The 17,994-nt window shown below is 72.7% G+C and carries 14 protein-coding genes; 7 read left to right on the forward strand and 7 right to left on the reverse strand.

Annotated elements, in window-relative coordinates; translation table 11 throughout:
* Positions 1-43: 43 nt before the first annotated feature.
* From BBH68_RS04955 to BBH68_RS41800, 5 genes are all read left to right on the forward strand, one after another.
* Positions 44-244 (forward strand): hypothetical protein, encoded by a 201-nt coding sequence (locus tag BBH68_RS04955; RefSeq protein ID WP_065959068.1) that lies wholly within the window; start codon positions 44-46, stop codon positions 242-244.
* The gene (locus tag BBH68_RS38960; protein ID WP_245737894.1) at positions 241-411 is read left to right on the forward strand and encodes a hypothetical protein; all 171 of its coding nucleotides are present in this window, start codon (positions 241-243) and stop codon (positions 409-411) included. Before BBH68_RS04955 ends, BBH68_RS38960 begins: the two co-directional genes overlap by 4 nt.
* Positions 408-551 carry a hypothetical protein gene (locus BBH68_RS41790; RefSeq protein ID WP_170066534.1) on the forward strand — a complete coding sequence of 48 codons (144 nt, stop codon included), beginning with the start codon at positions 408-410 and terminating at the stop codon, positions 549-551. Before BBH68_RS38960 ends, BBH68_RS41790 begins: the two co-directional genes overlap by 4 nt.
* Positions 552-778: 227 nt before the next feature.
* On the forward strand, positions 779-934 hold the full coding sequence (locus BBH68_RS41795; RefSeq protein ID WP_158080319.1) for a hypothetical protein: 156 nt from the start codon (positions 779-781) through the stop codon (positions 932-934).
* Between the two features lie 263 nt (positions 935-1,197).
* Positions 1,198-1,356: a hypothetical protein gene (locus BBH68_RS41800; RefSeq protein WP_158080318.1), complete on the forward strand. Its 159-nt coding sequence runs from the start codon at positions 1,198-1,200 to the stop codon at positions 1,354-1,356.
* Positions 1,357-1,589: 233 nt separating this feature from the next.
* Here the strand turns inward: BBH68_RS41800 and ppdK are convergent, their stop codons facing one another.
* Positions 1,590-4,316 (reverse strand): pyruvate, phosphate dikinase, encoded by a 2,727-nt coding sequence (gene ppdK / locus BBH68_RS04960; RefSeq protein ID WP_065959097.1) that lies wholly within the window; start codon positions 4,314-4,316, stop codon positions 1,590-1,592.
* A gap of 555 nt (positions 4,317-4,871) precedes the next feature.
* On the opposite strand from ppdK, the gene BBH68_RS04965 reads away from it, so the two are divergent.
* Complete coding sequence (locus tag BBH68_RS04965; protein ID WP_065959101.1) at positions 4,872-6,269, forward strand: MGH1-like glycoside hydrolase domain-containing protein; 1,398 nt, start codon at positions 4,872-4,874, stop codon at positions 6,267-6,269.
* Between the two features lie 7 nt (positions 6,270-6,276).
* Here BBH68_RS04965 and BBH68_RS04970 read toward each other — a convergent pair whose 3' ends face one another.
* From BBH68_RS04970 to dusB, 5 genes are all read right to left on the reverse strand, one after another.
* Positions 6,277-9,777: a tetratricopeptide repeat protein gene (locus BBH68_RS04970; RefSeq protein ID WP_065959104.1), complete on the reverse strand. Its 3,501-nt coding sequence runs from the start codon at positions 9,775-9,777 to the stop codon at positions 6,277-6,279.
* Positions 9,777-10,736 carry an AAA family ATPase gene (locus BBH68_RS04975; protein WP_065959106.1) on the reverse strand — a complete coding sequence of 320 codons (960 nt, stop codon included), beginning with the start codon at positions 10,734-10,736 and terminating at the stop codon, positions 9,777-9,779. Before BBH68_RS04975 ends, BBH68_RS04970 begins: the two co-directional genes overlap by 1 nt.
* A 14-nt stretch (positions 10,737-10,750) precedes the next feature.
* Positions 10,751-12,961, reverse strand: coding sequence for a VMAP-C domain-containing protein (locus BBH68_RS04980; RefSeq protein WP_079150812.1), 2,211 nt, complete (start codon positions 12,959-12,961; stop codon positions 10,751-10,753).
* Entirely contained in the window at positions 12,958-14,139 is a 1,182-nt protein-coding gene (locus BBH68_RS04985; protein ID WP_245737895.1) for an alpha/beta fold hydrolase, read from the reverse strand. Before BBH68_RS04985 ends, BBH68_RS04980 begins: the two co-directional genes overlap by 4 nt.
* 176 nt (positions 14,140-14,315) lie before the next feature.
* Positions 14,316-15,449, reverse strand: coding sequence for a tRNA dihydrouridine synthase DusB (gene dusB, locus BBH68_RS04990; protein ID WP_065959110.1), 1,134 nt, complete (start codon positions 15,447-15,449; stop codon positions 14,316-14,318).
* A gap of 164 nt (positions 15,450-15,613) precedes the next feature.
* Between dusB and BBH68_RS04995 the strand changes: the two genes are divergently transcribed.
* Positions 15,614-17,068, forward strand: a complete 1,455-nt coding sequence (locus BBH68_RS04995) for an MFS transporter (RefSeq protein WP_065959113.1) — start codon at positions 15,614-15,616, stop codon at positions 17,066-17,068.
* Here the strand turns inward: BBH68_RS04995 and BBH68_RS05000 are convergent.
* The gene (locus tag BBH68_RS05000; protein ID WP_079150813.1) at positions 17,041-17,934 is read right to left on the reverse strand and encodes a helix-turn-helix transcriptional regulator; all 894 of its coding nucleotides are present in this window, start codon (positions 17,932-17,934) and stop codon (positions 17,041-17,043) included. The genes BBH68_RS04995 and BBH68_RS05000 overlap by 28 nt on opposite strands.
* Positions 17,935-17,994: the final 60 nt, after the last annotated feature.

Here is a 17,994-nt window from a genome sequence, read left to right on the forward strand (position 1 = left end):
GCAGACCGCGCGAAGCGCTCGGCCCCCGCGAGGAGGCCCAGCGGTGACCCCTCAGATCTGCGCCCGCTGCGACCAGCCCACCAGCGAGCCGGTGACCGTCGCGGTCGAGCACGGGGCGAGCGTCGGCGGCCGCACCGTCTACGCCTGCCCCGACGAGTGCGCCGCGAGCTTCCCCCAGCAGCGCGACCCGCTCGCCGAGACCGCGGCCATGCGCCGCGCCCGAGAGCAGGGGTGGGTCCGGTGACGACCAGGGACCCCGCCGAAGAGGCGGCATGGCTCGCTGCCATCAAGCACGCCGCGGGCTGCCAGGCGTGCAAGACGCCCGGCGCCGTCTGCAGTCAGGGCGAGCAGTTGCTGCGCGCCTACGAGGCAGCCACGCGGCAGGCCCGCAAGGAGGAGGACGGAGGATGAGGCACCGCCGACCGTCCCCCGCCGAGCGGGCCGCGCTGTTCGTCTTCCGGGTCGCCCGCGCCGGCGTGGCCATGGGCGTGCCGGCCGGGCTCCTGATGCTCACCGTCGCCCTATGCGTGGCGGGCGACCCGGCCCCGTAGACCGGTGGGTCGTCGGGCGTCCGGTCCCCCCGTGCCGGAGGCGTCCGCTCGGCGGCCCACCACCTGGCCCCCGCTCCGGCCGCTCCCGACAGGTGAGGACGGCCGGCCGGAGCGGGCCTCGCCGAGCAGCACGCGCTCGGCCTCCCTGCCCCCGCCCCCGGCTGCGGTTGACCACGGTCCCTCAGCCGCGGGCGGGCCTCACCACCCATCCATTTCGAAGGAGACCCATGGACGACGACGAGCTCCTGGCGCAGATCGGCAACCTCGGCGCAGCGATCAACGCCAGCCAGGACCCGGCTCTCGACCCCCAGCTACAGGGCCTGGCGGGAAGCGCCGCCGAGCACGCTGCCGGACAACTGTCCACCGACAGCAAGCAGGAGTAGGGCCCACCGCATCACAAGCCCCCGCTCCGGTCGCCCCCTTATCGGTGAGGACGGCCGGCCGGGGCGGGCCCAGTCCCTCGACACGGATGGAGCAGCCCGTGAGCGCTTACGAGGAGTATCAAGAGAAGGCCACCGAGAAGGGACACAAAAAGGCTGGCCCCGGTGGTGACCAAGGGAACGGCAAGACGAGCGGCTGTATGGTCGTGGCCCCGGTGGCCGCCCTCTCAGCCCTGGCCGCCGCAGCGATCCGCCGGAGGTAGACCGTGCCGATCAGAACGGTACGCATGTGCACCGAGTGCGACGAGCCGCACGAGGACGAGCACGGAACGCGCTTCTTTGGCGTGCCCGCGTGGATGATCTGCCTGGCGGCGTGCGTGGCGATGCCGATAGCGCTGCTCGCCTACACGTACACCAGCCGCTGACCCGATCAGCCCGAGCCCCGCCCGCGCTGCCTCCGTGCCGTGCGGGCGGGGCTTCGTCGTCTCCGCTGTCGGTGGGTCGCCGTACCGTGGACGGCGCGCGAAGGAGGGGGCGGCACCTCCGCACAGGTGCCGCCCCCTTTGCGGGCCGGAGTCAGCGGTGGGGCTGAGGGTAGGGGCCCCGGCGTGACTCCGGTGGTCGGGGTTGCCGCCCGAGGGCGGCCACGGTGGTCGGGTTACCGCCCGAGGGCGGCGGCGCGGCCGGATTCGAGGCGGGCCACGGGGACGCGGAACGGGGAGCAGGAGACGTAGTCCAGGCCCACCTCGTGGAAGAAGTGGACGGATTCCGGGTCGCCGCCGTGTTCACCGCAGACGCCGAGCTTGAGGTCGGGGCGGGTGGCGCGGCCGGCTTCGGCGGCGCTGCGGACGAGGGAGCCGACGCCGTCCTTGTCGATGGTCTCGAAGGGGCTGACGCCGAAGATGCCCTTCTCCAGGTAGGCGGTGAAGAAGCTGGCCTCGACGTCGTCGCGGGAGAAGCCCCAGACCGTCTGGGTGAGGTCGTTGGTGCCGAAGGAGAAGAAGTCGGCGGACTCGGCGATCTGAGCGGCCGTCAGCGCGGCGCGCGGCAGCTCGATCATGGTGCCGAGGGTCAGCTTGAGGTCCACGCCCCGGGCGCGCTCGACCTCCTCGATGACCTTTTCGGCCTCCTCGCGGACGATCTCCAGTTCCTGGACCGTGCCGACCAGCGGGATCATGATCTCGGCGCGCGGATCGCCCTTGGCACCTCGGCGCTCGGCGGCGGCCTCCGCGATGGCCCGGACCTGCATGGCGAAGAGTCCGGGGATGACGAGGCCGAGGCGCACGCCGCGCAGGCCGAGCATCGGGTTCTGCTCGTGGAGGCGGTGGACGGCCTGGAGCAGGCGCAGGTCGTTCTCGTTGTGCTCCTTGCGGGACTCGGCGAGGGCGACGCGCACCGACAGCTCGGTGATGTCGGGCAGGAACTCGTGGAGCGGCGGGTCGAGGAGCCGTACGGTGACGGGCAGCCCGTCCATCGCCTCGAACAGCTCGACGAAGTCGTCCTTCTGGAGCGGCAGCAGCGCCCCGAGGGCGGCTTCCCGCTCCTCGTCGGTGTGGGCGAGGATCAGCCGCTCGACCAGTTCGCGCCGCTCGCCGAGGAACATGTGCTCGGTGCGGCACAGGCCGATGCCCTGGGCGCCGAAGCGGCGGGCGCGGGCGGCGTCCTCGGCGTTGTCGGCGTTGGCCCGCACCCGGAGCCGGCGCACCCGGTCGGCGTAGGCCATGATCCGGTGGACGGCCCGTACGAGTTCGTCGGCGTCGTCGGCGCCCGCGTGCATCCGGCCCTCGAAGTACTCGACGACCGGGGAGGGGACGACGGGGACCTCGCCCAGGTAGACCTTGCCGGAGGAGCCGTCGATCGAGATGACGTCGCCCTCCTCGATCACCAGGCCGTCCTTGCCGTCGCGGCCGGGCACCGTCATCCGGCGCCGCTTGGTGTCGACTTCGAGCTCCTCGGCGCCGCAGACACAGGTCTTGCCCATGCCGCGGGCGACGACGGCGGCGTGCGAGGTCTTGCCGCCGCGGGAGGTCAGGATGCCCTCGGCGGCGATCATGCCGTCGAGGTCGTCGGGGTTGGTCTCGCGGCGGATGAGGATGACCTTCTCGCCGGAGCGGGACCACTTGACCGCGGTGTACGAGTCGAAGACGGCCTTGCCGACGGCCGCGCCCGGCGAGGCGGCGATGCCGCGGCCGAGCTTGCGCACCGCGTCGCCGTCCGCCGCTTCCTCGTCGAAGCGCGGGAACATCAGCTGGGCGAGCTGGGCGCCGTTGACCCGCCGCAGCGCCTCGGCCTCGTCGATCAGGCCCTGGTCGACGAGCTGGGTGGCGATACGGAAGGCGGCCCCGGCGGTGCGCTTGCCGACGCGGGTCTGGAGCATCCACAGCTTGCCGCGCTCGATGGTGAACTCGATGTCGCAGAGGTCCAGGTAGTGGTTCTCGAGGATCTCCATGATCCGCATCAGCTCGTCGTACGAGCCCTTGTCGATCCGCTCCAGTTCGGCGAGCGGCACGGTGTTGCGGATCCCGGCGACGACGTCCTCGCCCTGGGCGTTCTGCAGGTAGTCGCCGTAGACGCCCTGCTGGCCGCTGGCGGGGTCGCGGGTGAAGGCGACGCCGGTGCCGGAGTCGGGGCCGAGGTTGCCGAAGACCATGGAGCAGACGTTGACGGCGGTGCCCAGGTCGTGGGGGATGCGCTCCTGGCGGCGGTAGAGCTTGGCGCGGTCGCCGTTCCACGAGTCGAAGACCGCCCGCACGGCGAGGTCCATCTGCTGCCGCGGCTCCTGCGGGAAGTCGCGGCCGGTCTCCTGGGCGACGATGTCCTTGAACTCGGTGACCAGTCGCTTGAGGTCCCCGGCGTCCAGGTCGACGTCGACGGTCACGCCCTTGGCGCGCTTGGCGTCCTCGAGCGCCTCCTCGAAGAGGTCGCCGTCCACGCCGAGCACCGTCTTGCCGAACATCTGGATGAGGCGGCGGTAGGAGTCCCAGGCGAACCGCTCGTCGCCGGCCTGGGCGGCGAGGCCCGCGACCGAGTCGTCGGAGAGGCCGATGTTGAGGACGGTGTCCATCATGCCGGGCATCGAGAACTTGGCGCCGGAGCGCACGGAGACCAGCAGCGGGTCGTCCGGCTGGCCGAGCTTCTTGCCCATCTTCCGCTCGAGGGCGTCGAGGTGCGCACTCACCTCGTCGCGCAGGGCCGGGGGCTCCTCGCCGCTGGCGAGGTAGACCTTGCAGGCCTCGGTGGTGATGGTGAAGCCCGGTGGCACGGGGAGACCGAGATTGGTCATCTCGGCCAGGTTGGCGCCCTTCCCGCCGAGCAGGTCCTTGAGATCCTTGTTGCCCTCGGTGAAGTCGTAAACGAACTTCTGCTGATCTTGTGTTTCCGGCACGGGACTCGAACTCCTCGGCTCGGCTGCCCTGACGGCGGGGAGCGTACCCAGATCGAAGGTGCCTGAGCATGTGCACTCCCCCGTCATTCGGCTGTAACCACCCGCCTGCCACGAGTTCGAAAGTCACTCGTACGAATGACGCCCCTCCCGCGTTTGATTCAAGTGTCGAATACATGCTTACGTTTCGACCACATCAAAACGCTCAGACGTCACCCTGCGTCACTATTGGTTCGGCGTGTCGAACATCCAAAAGGTGGCACGGAGTGCCATGCCTTGGAGAGGTGAGCACAGTCCCGCACCGCCGAGACCCCTCCGGATCACCGCTCATGTGAGCGAGGGGGCTATCAGAGTGGCGAGAATCACGCGCTCTGACGGGGTATCATCTCGCCTTTTGGATACAACGAGAGGGGCCCCGCTCAAACGAGCACCTCGCATGGGAATCACCTCGCATGGGAACCCCCCGAACGAGCACGCGCAACGCAGCAGGGCCCGCCGCGCGCTCGGCTATCTTCGCCGTGACGGCAATACGAGGCCACGACCCTCTCGGAGTCCTTCGTGGAAAGCGGCGAGCCACACCAGCCCGCGCCCCCGCGGCTGCTGCGCGGCGCCCGGCGGGTGCTCCTGGACAACTGGACCGGCACCTCCACGGTCCCCTCCCGCGGCCTCTACCCGCACCAGTGGAGCTGGGACTCGGCCTTCATCGCCATCGGGCTGCGCCACCTGTCGGCGCCCCGCGCCCAGCGGGAGCTGGAGACCCTGCTGAGCGCCCAATGGGGCGACGGCCGGATCCCGCACATCGTCTTCAACCCGGCGGTGCCGCTCGACGCCTACTTCCCCAGCCCCGACTTCTGGCGCTCCTCCCGCGCGGGCGCGGCCGCCGGCGCCCCCGCGGCCGTCGAGACCTCCGGCATCGTCCAGCCCCCCGTCCACGCGCTCGCCTGCCTGCTGGTGCACCGCGCCGACCCCCGGACCTCGGCCCGCCGCGGCTTCCTGGCCCGGCTGTACCCCAAGCTCGCCGCCTGGCACCGCTATCTGACCGAGGCCCGCGACCTGGGCGGCCACGGGCTGGTGGCCGTGGTCCACCCCTGGGAGCCCGGCATGGACAACAGCCCCTGCTGGGACGCCCCGCTGAAGCGGATCGAGCCCGCCGCGCCCGGCACCTTCCGCCGCGCCGACCTCCACCACGGCGCCGCCGCCGACCGGCCCACCGACCTGGACTACGGCCGCTATGTGCGGCTCGCCGCCGACTACCGGGACCGCGGCTACCGCGACGACGGGCCGCCGCCCGCCTTCGCCGTGGAGGACCCGGGCGTCAACGCCCTGCTGATCGCCTCCGAACACGCGCTGGCCGAGATCGCCACCGCCGTCGGCGCCGCCCCGGCACCCCACCGGGCGCGAGCCCGGCGGCTCACCGACGCGCTGGTGAAGCGGCTGTGGGACCCGGCCACCGGGCTGTTCCTCTGCCGCGACCTGCGCGACGACACGCTGATCCCCGAGCGCGGCGCGGCCGGCCTGCTGCCCCTGATCGTCCCCGGCCTGCCGCCCGCCCTCGCCGCCCACCTCATCCGCACCGCGACGGGCCCCCACTTCGGCCTGGGCGCCGCCGCGCGCCTCGTCCCCAGCTACGACCTGCTGGGCGCCGCCTTCGACGCGTCCCGCTACTGGCGCGGCCCCGCCTGGTTCAACGTGAACTGGCTGGTCGAACGCGGCCTGCGGCTGCACGGCGCCGCACCCCTGGCCGACACCCTGCGCTCCGCCGCCCTCGAGGTGGCCGTCTCCTCCGGCTTCGCCGAGTACGTCGACCCGTACACGGGCCAGGCGCGCGGCACCCGGAACTTCAGCTGGACGGCGGCGCTGGCCCTCGACCTGCTGGTGGCCTCGGGCGGGGCGGGCGCGGAGCCGGTGGCGTGGGACCGCGAGACGGCTGCCGTGGAGGCGGGCGGCACGGACTGACCTCGGGCTATTCCTCCTGATCGTCGTCCGTCGACCACAAGGCGGCCAAGGCCTCGCGGGTGGCGACCGTGCGGTCGTGCTCCTCCCCCAGGACTCGCTCGCTGATCTCGAGCACCGCGCGCCACTCGGCCTCGGCCTCGTCGAGGCGGCCGAGGCCCTTGAGGGCAAAGGCGAGGTTATGGCGGGTGGAGAGGGTACCTGGGTCCTCCTCCCCCAGGACGCGCTGCCGCCCCCGCAAGGTCTCTCGGATCTCCGTCTCGGCCTCCGAGAACCGGCCCAGCTCGTTGAGCACATAGCCGAGGCCGTGCCGGGCGTTGAGCGTCATATCGGCCTCCGCGCCCAGAGTCCGGGTGCGCCCCTCCACCACCTGGCGGAGCAGCGGCTCGGCCTCCTCGTAACGCTTCTGGTCGCGCAGCAGGAGGGCCAGTTGGACCCGCGTCCTCAGCGCGCTCGGATCGTCCCGCCCCCGCGCCCGGGCCTCCGCCTCCACGGTCACGCGGTACTCCTCCTCGGCCTCTTCCAGACGCCCGAGGTCCCTCAGGACCCCGGCACGGTTGTAGCGCGTCACCAGCGTCTCCAGGGCATCCGCTCCCAGTACCCGAATCCGGCCCTGGAGCACCCGGTCGAACTCCTCCAACGCCTCCTCGTGCCGCCCGGCCGTCCTCATGCTGCTCGCCAGGTACCGCCGGGTGGTGAGGGTGCCGGCATGTTCCGCCCCCAGCACCGCGGTCTGCCGCTCCGCAAGCTCTCGGAGGGCCGACTGCGCTTCGTCGTACCGCCGTTGATCGTCCAGCAGGGCCGCTTGCAGACGCAGTGCGCCCAGCGACTCCTCGTGCCACTCCCCGACCGCGGCGACCGACTCCTCCACCAGCGTGCCGATCTCGGCTTCCGCCTCGGTGTACCGGCCGAGGCTGCGCAGCCCGTCGATGCGCCTGCGACGTGCCGTACGCACCCGCCAGTGGCCGGGACCCAAATCCGCGGACGCCCTGTCGACCAACTCGCGCCACACCGGCTCCGCCTCTTCGTCGTGCTCCCGCGCCGCCAGGAGGTCACCCAACGTCCAGAGTGCCCTGAACAGCGCGTGGTCCGCGGTCGATTCGGCCGAGCGGCATTCCTCCACCATCGCGCGCGCCTCGGCCTCGGCCTCGTCGTACCGCCCCAGCTGCCGCAACGCGGCGACCAGCCAGGCACGTCCGTTGATGGTGTCGAAATGCCGAGGGCCCTTCAGCTCACGTTGGCCGCGTGCCGCGGCGCGGAACTCCCGCTCGGCCTCCTCCCTCCGGTGCAGATTCAGCAGGAGGGTCCCCCGCATCCGGCGCAGCCGCAGTACCGTCGCTCGGACGTCACCCTCCGAGCGCCGCTCCCACGCCTCGATCAGCGTGCGGCACTCGTCCTCCGCCGCCGCCGTCCGCCCGGCGTCGTCCAGCAGATCGACGAGGTAGTCGCGGGCGAAGAGCGTGTAGTCGTGCTCCTCTCCATGGGCTCTCCTGGAGATCTCGACCACCGCACGCAACTCTCGCTCCGCCTGGTCGTGCTCTCCCAACTGGTTGAGGGTGAGCGCCAGATGTCCGCGGAGGTCTCTGGATTCCAGGTCCTCGAAGGAGGCCAGTGCCGCGAGTTGCTCCCGCGCCACGTCACGCAGCTCGTTTGCGTACCCCCGCCACCCGGCCTTGACGAGTTCCCGGGCCAGGTCCGGCAGGGTGCGCACCCCCGACCAGCCGGTGTCAGTCCGCTTGCCGGCCTCGCCCAGCACCTTCTCAACCCATTCGCGCACCGTCCTCGGCAGGCCCTCCTCCGCCGCGATCCGCCGCACCACCGCGATCAGCGGCGGCTGGACGCGCTCGGAGGTGTAGGAGCGGGCAGGGGGCCCGGCGGCCGGTTCGGCCGGCCGCCTCGCGGGCTCCTCCGGCTCCGGCGAGGGCCGGTCGTCCGGGGGCTGCTCCGGAAGCCCCAGCCGTCGCAGCAGCTCGGGGGACGCCGCGGCGAAGGGGCGGGCCTCCTCGGCGACCCGGGAGTCGCCCTGGTCGCCCACCAGCCTGGCACGGAACTCGGGGCCGCCGCCCTGGCGGTGCAGCAGGAACTCGGTGACCCGCGCCGCCGTTTCCAGCGCGTCCGCCGTCCGGACCGCGTCCAGGAGCAGATCCGCGACCCCGGGATGGAACTCGTACTCGTCCGCGCCGCCCTCCCGGCCCCGCAGCAACCCGCCCAGGAACACCTCGGCGAGCTGCGCCGGGTGGAAGCGCTCGCCGCGTTCGGCGGCCGCCTGGTGGATCAGCCGCATCACCGGGAGCGTCAGCGGCCAAACGGTGGCCAGTGCCCCGGCCAGGCGCTGGCTCTCGGGAGAGGCCGCGGCCCGGAAGCGGCGCAGCCGCTCCTCGGCGGACGGCGCGGGGACGGGGGCCGTGGCCGGCGCGGTCACCGGTTTCTCGGCCCCTTCGAGCAGCATCACCGACAGCAGGGCGCTGCCGTCCCCCGTACCGGTGAGCGTCGCCCAGGCGCCCAGCTCGCCCTCGGCCAGCTCCAGCACGGGCACCGGAGTGCCCTCGTACCGGACGAGGCCGCGCGGCAGCACCGGATGGCGCACGGACAGCGCACGGCCGGGTGCGCCCTCCCGGCCACCGGCTTCGACCAGGAGCCGCTGGGTGGGCATTCCCCGCTCCGGCCACATCCGCGCCGGCAGCGGCTGGAGGACCGCCACGGGCGAGTGGCGGGCCCAGCGGTGGAGGAGGCGGGGAATCGCGCCGCTGCGCCATGCCGGGCCCACCCCGTCGGAGAGGACCAGCATCACCGTACGGCCGGAGATGTCGGTGAGCTGGCGTGCGGTGCGACGCGGGGCGCCGGGGGCGTACGGGCGCGCGGTGAGCACCGGTTCCAGGTCCGGGGCGCTGTCCAGGCCGTAGGTCCGGACGGAGCGGAAGGCTCCCTGTCGCTCCAGCAGGCCGCGCACCTCGGTGGCCAGTTGCCGCCAGAGCACCATCGAGGGGCCGTCGTCCACGATGAGCGCCGCGCTCAGCCGACGCTCCGGGCGCGGGCGCAGCACCACATCGGGAAGAGCGGTTTCGGCGATCCAGGCGGCGGTGGCGGCCTCGTCCATGTGGAAGGAGGTGCGGGAGGGCACGCTCCGCCGCAGCGGCCGCAGCGCGCGGGACAGCCCGCGCGCCGTGGGGAGCGCCCGTACGCCCCTGACGCCGACCGTGCGCGCCGGGCGGGTCGCGGCGGGACGGGCGGCTCCGGGTGAGAAGAGCCCGACGGGGGCGCTGCGCTCGGGCTCGGGTTCGCCGGCGGTGTGCTCCCCGGCGCGGCGGTGCGGGACGCCCTTGCCCTCGTCACCGCCGTCAGCCTCCTCGGAGGCGGGGCGGGCGCCGCCCGTGGACCGTGCCCGCCCGTCGCCGTCCCCCGCCGACGGGGTCGGTGCGGTGGTGGCGGCGAACCACAGGACGTCGCGCAGCTCCACCTCGGAGAGCTCGACCCCCGCGTCCTCCAGCAGGGCGCACAGCCGCTGGATCATTACGCGTCGACTTCGTTCAGCGAGCGGAACAGCTTGTCGAGGACGTCGTGGTCCACCCGCACCCCGGAGGCCCTCAGCCGGACCGCGTTGAGCAGCTGATCGGTGGCCAGCTCCCGCTCGTTCCGCAGGCCCACGAAGTGGGTGATCAGCTCCTGGGCCCGCGCGCCGACCTCCTCACCCAGATGCATGGTGACGATCCGCTGGAGCTGCTGCTCGTCGGGGTGTTTGAGGTCGAGTCGTACGCAACGGCGCAGAAAGGCGGGAGGGAACTCGCGCTCGCCGTTGCTGGTGATGACGACGACGGGGAAGATCCGGCAGCCCACCCTGCCACCGGTGATGCCCACCCTCTGGCGGGAGCCGGTGACCTGCACCGGGACCGTCTTTTCCGCCCCGAGGCGGGCCAGTTCGGGGATCTCGAACTCGCCGTCCTCGAAGACCGTGAGCAGGTCGTTGGGCAGATCCACATCGCCCTTGTCGAGCTCGTCGATGAGCAGCACGCGCGGCCGCCTCTCGTCCGGCAGCAGCGCGGTGCCGAGCGGGCCGAGCCGCAGGTAGTCGCCGATGTCCGGCTCGGGTCCGGTGGGCTCTTCGGCGCGCTGCCGGAGGGAGGCCTCGCGCAGCCGGCCCACCGCGTCGTACGAGTAGAGGCCCTCGGTGAGCGTGGAGCGGCTGTTGACCGGCCAGTGCAGCACCTCGCCGAGTTTGAGCTCCTGCGCGACGGCGCGGGCCAGGGTCGACTTACCGGTGCCGGGCGGGCCGGTGACCAGCAGCGGGCGGTGGAGGTGCAGCGCCATGTTGACGACGTCGCGGTCCTCTTCGGAGATCAGGTACGGCAGCCGTCCCCGGGACCGGCGCGGCGAGTCGTCGCCGAAGCGCCGCCACGGCGGTGCGGTGGGCCAGGCCTCCACGTCATGGGGCTCGGTGTCCCCGCCCTGGAAGAGTCTCCAGTCCTGTGCCATCGTCTTCTCTCTCCTCAGGGTGCCGACAGGTGGAGCCGTTCCGGGAGCGGCCGGTGGGGATCGTCCCACAGCAGGGCCACGTGTCTGCCCGGGTGGCTCTCGTCGGCCTCGCTCGCCGAACGGAGCCTGCGCAGGTACTGGGGCAGGGACTTCAGCTGCTCGGCGCCGCCCAGCAGGGGCTCCAGTTCGGCCTCCGCCTCCGCCAGTTCCCGGGCCTTGTGCCAGACCATCACCGGGACTCCGCCGTACAGACAGGCTGTGAAGACCTCTGCCCGGGCTCGCGCCGGAGTGGTCATCACCACGCCCGGTATGTCGTCGCGCGCCTGTAGGGCTCCGTAGACGAGCCTGCTCTTGTCCAGGTGGCCGGGCAGCCGGTAAAGATCGCCGGCGCTCGCCCCGTCGACCCGCTCCCATCGCCGCATCCACAGGTGGCGCTGGACCTCTCGGAGCTCGCCGCAGCGCACGACCACGGGGAAGTCGGTGCCGAGGGAACGCTCGAAGGGGCCGGACGCGCCGAGCTGCCAGCAGTGCACGTCGAGCTCCAGGTCGGTGGGCTCCACGAAGAACTCCACCAGGGTCTCCTGAACGCGAGCGTGCCTGAGCAGGAGGTCGTCCAGGCCGCGCTGTATCTCCTCGACGGTCGAGGGGGTGTCGACCTTCGCCAGCGAGACGACCTCGTCGCCACGCCGCGACCAGACCTCATAGGCGCGCCGCTGGCCGGGGCCGCTCGGCCCGAGTCGTATCTGCAGCCGCTCGTCCACGGGTCCGGCCGCCCGGGCCCGGGCCGCCCGGTCCTCGGCTTCGGCGCGCCGGTCGTGCAAGGCTCCCTCCAGCCCCAGCCGGATGGCGCACCGCAGCGACCAGTCACGCAGATCGACCACCGGAGGGCCGTCGGCGGCGGCCGCGAACCGCTCGACCGCGCGAAGCAACTGCGGAAGCTGGTGGGGGCCGCAGGTCAGCTCTTCGAGCGCGTCGGCCAGGGGCGCCGGGACGGAGGCGGCGGGGAGGAACACGCCGGGGATCTCGGCACGGGCGGCCCCGGCGAAGTCGTCCATGGCAGCTGGGCTCAATTCGCCCAGCAGGCCCACAAGTTCATCGTACTCCGGGCAGGTGAGCCACTGCCCGGGCTGGAGGACGAAGCATGCCTCGCGGGCCAGGGAGAGGATCGGTTCATCGGGCAGGGCCTCGCCGAGCGCGGCCAGGAGGGTCGCCGCTCCGTGACGGTGGCGCAGCGCCCAGTCGACCATGGCGTCCGTCGAGAGTTCCGCCGACGAGGGCGGCTCCTCGCCGAACGCGCCGCACAGCCGCGCGGCTACGCCCGCACGGCTGCCGGGGAAGGGGTCGCACAGCCGTCCGACTTCCAGAAGCAGTTGCCGCCGCGCGCGGCGGCGCGTCGGGTCGGATGGCCGTGGGGCCCAGGTGTACTCGCGCTCCCGCTGCCGCCAGTTGCTGACGGACACGGTGGGGAGCTGTCTGCTCCCCTCGTCCTCGCTCAGCCGGAGGAACTCGTCGTCGACCCCCTGCCACACCCGGTCGAGGTCCGGCGTCGCCCCGCCACCGGAGGCCGCGTGGAGCTGCCGTAAGAGCACGGAGGTGAACAGGCCGACGCGCTGTTGGTTCTTGGTGACACCCCCCGCCTGGCAGGCCCGCATCCAGAAGATCTGGCGGTCGTCGATGGTCTGCGGCTCAGTGGTGAGCGTGTCCGGGGTGTCGGCCAGCTCATGGGTGCCGGCGGGGAGGGCCTCACGACAGGCGTCGATGACGACCGTGACCCTGTCCACACCGGAGGAATACGGCAGACAGTCCGTCCGCAGCAGGTGGACCAGATTCTCCGCGTCCAGCCCCTGGAGATCCGTGTCATGGGTCTCGGGATACAGCAGGCTCCACCGGCCGCCCCGCGCCTGCACGCCGTGCCCGGCCCAGTAGACCCACAGCCAGTCCCCGTCGATCTCGCGCAGTCCCTCCCGGAAGACCTTGCGCACATCGGCGCGGTCCGCCGGCCGGTAGGCGGGGTGCACCGCCTCCAGAGCCGCCTTGTTGTGCCCCAGGGGGGAGGCCAGCAGCTGGATGTTCTCCGCGGGGACGCCCTGTCCGGTCAGCCATTTCCACATCCCGATGGCGTCGTGCACCGGGCCGTCGAGGTTCAGGCCGTCGCCGCCGTTGTACTGCTCGACCGCCACGATCACGGCATGGGTGCGGCTCCAGTCGTGTGTCACCTGCGTCACCGCGGCAGCTCCGGGGCCAGCAGTTCGTACAGCCGCTGGTGGGCGAAGTACGAGGTGTGGGCGCGCGGAAAGGGCTGGCGGGTGTTGACGCGCAGGTCGGTGACCCGGTCGGGGAAGACCTTCTCGCCGACGAAGCCGAGCAGGTCGTGCTCGTCGTAGACGTTGATCCAGCGGGGGAAGGTGTCGGGCAGCGGCTCGTCGCGGCGCAGGGAGGTCAGCGCGTCCAGCTCGTAGAGGAACGGCGCCTGCGAGCCGACCGTCACCAGCAGCCCGACCTCCGGCGGCGGCTCGGTGGCGTCCGCGAGGAGATCGACACAGGCGATACCGCCGAGGCTGTGGGCGAGCAGTACGACCGGCCCCCCACCGCTCTCGGCGGCCTCGCGCACCGCCGTGCGGATCGCGGCCCGCACACCGGCACCGCGCACCTGGTAGCGGAGGATGTCGCCACTGGCCGGGACGGATCCGCCTGTGATCCGACCGCGATAGCGGTGGGCCAGCGAAGAGATCGGTGACAGGTAGGAGTTGAGCGCCCGCACGGCGATGCCCTTCGCCGCGCCGGCGACGGCTCCGCCCCGGTCGGTGCCGCCCAGCTGGTCGGTGAGCGCGCCGACGAGAGTGTCCCGGTCGGCGCCGTCCACGGGCAGCGGTTCGCCGGCGCCCTGCGGGCCCTCGGCCGACCGGACGGCCAGGGCGTAGACGGCGCGGGCCGCGATCCCCTCGATGCCGTCGGCCGGCGGCGTGCCTACCAGGGAGCGGGAGATCTCGTGGGCGACACGGCCGCCGGCCGCGCCGAGATGCGGCGCGAGATCGGCGGCCAGCTCGCCCAGGCCGCCCTCAGCGTCCGCCACGGCCCCGAGGCTCAGCCCGCGCACCTTGTCGGCGGTGTCCTGCCAGGGGTCCCGGCGCCCGGGCGTGTAGCCGACGCGCGCCACCCCGCCCCGCCGTGCCTTCGCGGCCTCCGCGTACTCCCGGAGCTCGGCGAGCGGATCGGCCTCCAGCAACGCCCAGACGGCCAGCGGGTCGTCCTCGTCCAGCGGGCCGTCGCCGCCGACACCCCGGTTCCGCGTCCGCACCGGGATGGACACACCACCGAGCCCCAGCGCGGCACCGTGCTCCTCGCCCCAGAAGCAGCGGAGGACCCGGACATCGGCTCTCACCCGCCCCAGGCCGCTTGTCACCCGCGCGAAACTCTTCTCATAAGACGCGGCCCGGACCCCCGTGCCATGGACGAAGACGACGCTTGTCACCGATCCCCCCAGACCGTCCAGCTCCCCGCTGGGACCACGAACCCATCACTGTAACGTGTCATGCCCTCACAGGACCGGGTCACCCGCCGGGTGTGTCGCGGCCCCGGTCACCCGCCCGAGGTGTCCAGCTCCGCGTCCGCGCTGACGCCCGCGCAGTCGTACGGGTCGTCCAGCCAGCCGTCGGGCAGGACGACCCGGTTGCGGCCGGAGGTGCGGCCGCGCGGGCCGTCCGCGCCCGCCGGCCACTCCTGGTCCAGGTCCAGCTCGGCGAGGAGGGCGTCGAGCTCGGCCAGGGAGGAGGTGATCGCCAGGCGCTTGCGCATCTCGGAGCCCACCGAGAAGCCCTTGGTGTACCAGGCGACGTGCTTGCGGAAGTCGATGACGCCGCGCTCCTCGTCCTCCAGCCACTCGGCCAGCAGCTCGGCGTGGCGCCGCATGACCGCCGCGACCTCCCTGAGGGTGGGCCGGGCCGGTGCGCCGCCGCCCTCGAAGGCCGCGACCAGGTCGCCGAACAGCCACGGCCGGCCCAGGCAGCCGCGCCCCACGACCACGCCGTCGCAGCCCGTCTCGCGCATCATGCGCATGGCGTCGTCCGCCGACCAGATGTCGCCGTTGCCCAGCACCGGGATCTCGGGGACGGACTCCTTCAGCCGGGCGATGGCGTCCCAGTCGGCCGTGCCGCCGTAGTGCTGCGCCGCCGTACGGCCGTGCAGGGCGATGGCCGTCACGCCCTCCTCCACCGCGATGCGGCCCGCGTCGAGGTAGGTGATGTGGTCGTCGTCGATGCCCTTGCGCATCTTCATCGTCACCGGCAGCGAGCCGGCGCCGGTCACGGCCTCGCGCAGGATCGAGCGCAGCAGGTTGCGCTTGTACGGGAGCGCCGAGCCGCCGCCCTTGCGGGTGACCTTGGGGACCGGGCAGCCGAAGTTCAGGTCGATGTGGTCGGCCAGGTCCTCGTCGACGATCATCCGTACGGCCTTGCCGACGGTCACCGGGTCCACGCCGTACAGCTGGATGGAGCGGGGCTTCTCGGAGCCGTCGAAGTGGATCAGCCGCATGGTCTTGGCGTCGCGCTCGACCAGCGCCCGCGTCGTGATCATCTCGCTGACGAACAGCCCCTTGCCCCCGCTGAACTCGCGGCAGAGGGTGCGGAACGGCGCGTTGGTGATCCCGGCCATGGGCGCGAGCACCACCGGCGGGGTCACCGTGTGCGGTCCGATCTGCAGCTGCGTGGCGGTCATGGAAGGGGCGTCCTCGGGTATCTCTCGGGTATGCGGTCAGGGCGGCGGACTTCTCATTGTCCCGCACGCCCGGACCCGGATGCGCCGGGCCCGGATGACGGCCCGACCCGGATGCGCCGGACCGGATGACGGCCCGGCCCGGATTGTGGATGTAGCGTTCAAACATGCCTGAGCTGAGCCACCGCCGGCGCATGCTCGTGCTGGCGATCTGCTGCATGAGCCTGCTGCTCGTCAGCCTCGACAACACGGTCCTCAATGTCGCCCTGCCCTCGATGCGGCGTGAGCTGCACGCCTCCGTCTCCGGGATGCAGTGGACGATCGACGCGTACACGCTGGTCGTCGCCGCGCTGCTGATGCTCGCGGGCTCGACGGCGGACCGGGTCGGGCGCAAGCGCACCTTCCAGACCGGCCTGGTGGTCTTCACCCTCGGCTCCGCGCTGTGCAGCCTCGCGCCGAACCTGGAGGCGCTGGTGGCCTTCCGGATGGTGCAGGCGGTCGGCGGCTCGATGCTCAACCCCGTCGCGATGTCGGTCATCGCCAACACCTTCACCGAGCCCAAGGAGCGGGCCCGGGCGATCGGGGTGTGGGGCGGGGTCGTCGGCATCAGCATGGCGGCCGGGCCGCTGGTGGGCGGGGTGCTGGTGCAGTCGGTCGGCTGGCGCTCGATCTTCTGGCTCAATCTGCCGATAGGGCTCGCGGCCGTGATGCTGACCGCCCGGTACGTGCCCGAGTCGCGCGCCCCGCGGCCGCGCCGGGCCGATCCGGTGGGCCAGCTCCTGGTGATCACGCTGCTCGGCTCGCTCACGTACGCCATCATCGAGGCGCCCGACCGGGGCTGGGGCTCGCCGCTGATCGCCGTGTGCGCCGCGGTCGCGGCCGGCTCGCTGGCCGGGCTCGTGGCGTACGAGCGCCGCCGCGCCGAGCCGCTGATCGAGCTGCGCTTCTTCCACAGCGTGCCCTTCAGCGGGGCCACGGTCATAGCGGTGAGCGCCTTCGCGGCGCTGAGCGGCTTCCTGTTCCTGAACACGCTGTACCTCCAGGACGCGCGCGGGCTCAACGCGCTGCACGCCGGGCTGTGGATGCTGCCGATGGCGGCCATGTGCTTCGTGTTCGCGCCGCTGTCCGGGCGGCTGGTCGGCAGCCGCGGGCCGCGGCTGCCGCTGCTGCTGGCCGGGGCGGCGATGGGGATGAGCGGGGTGCTGTTCGCGGCCTTCGACGCCCAGGCCACCGACGGCCTGCTGCTGGCCGGGTATGTGCTGTTCGGCATCGGCTTCGGCCTGGTCAACGCGCCCATCACCAACACGGCGGTGTCCGGCATGCCGCGCACCCAGGCCGGGGTCGCGGCCGCCGTGGCCTCCACCAGCCGCCAGGTGGGCGCCTCGCTGGGAGTCGCGGTGATCGGCGCGGTGCTGTCCTCCGGGGCGTCGGGCAGCGCCGCCCGCTTCACCGAGGCGGCCCGCCCCGCCTGGTGGATCATCGCCGGGTGCGGGGCCGCCGTGCTGCTGCTCGGGGTGGTGACCACGGGCCGCTGGGCGGCCGCCACCGCCCGGCGCGCCGCCACGCTCTTCGGCGACGAGGAGCGCGCGCCCGCTCAGACCTCGGCGAGCACCAGCGCGTGAAGCTTCTCCAGGCGCTCGTGCGACTCGCCGTCCACCGGGGTGTAGACCGTCACCTTCGGTCCCGGGTTCGGGCCGGTCCACAGGGTGGTGGCGGTGAGCCGGAGCAGGCCCACCCGCGCCTGGCGGAAGACCTTGACCTTGTTGCTCGGCCGCAGCACCTCGTGCCGGGCCCAGACCTCGCGGAACTCGGGCGAGGCGTCCTGGCACCGCTTCAGCAGCGCCTTCCACGCCGGCTCGGCCAGGTGCTCGGCCATCGAGGCCCGGTACTTGGCGGCCATTCCCCGGATCGTCTCCTCCCGGTCGGCCATGCTGTCGCGCCAGCCGGGGTGGGTGAGGGCCAGCCACAGACAGTTGCGGTCCTCCGGGGGCACCGCGTCCATGTCACACAGCAGCCGCCCGTAGGTGCGGTTGTACGCGACGATGTCGAACCGCGAGTTCTGCACACAGGCCGGGAACGGCTCGAGCTGCTCCAGCATCAGCCGCAGCGCGGGCGTCACGCCCGTGCACTCGTTGCCGGGGCTCGGATCCACGGCCCCCGCCAGCGCGAACAGGTGCTCGCGCTCGCTGCGGTCCAGCAGCAGCGCGCGGGCGATGGAGTCGAGGACCTGCGCGGAGACGTGGATGTCCCTCGCCTGTTCGAGCCACGTGTACCAGGTGACCCCCACCGCGGCGAGCTGGGCGACCTCCTCGCGGCGCAGCCCGGGCGTGCGCCTGCGCGGGCCGCGCACCAGGCCGACCTGCTCGGGGGTGATCCGCTCGCGCCGGCTGCGCAGGAACGCCGCCAGCTCGCCCCGGCGCACGTCCCCGTCTGCGGGCCGTACGGCGGTCACGGACTGTACGGCGGTCTCCTGCACCATCGTGGTCATGGCTCCAGGGTGCCGGAAGACTCAGCCGGTTGCCAGGTAGTTCTGGTACCAGGATAAGAA

Source organism: Streptomyces sparsogenes, assembly GCF_001704635.1.
Classification (GTDB): Bacteria; Actinomycetota; Actinomycetes; order Streptomycetales; family Streptomycetaceae; genus Streptomyces; species Streptomyces sparsogenes.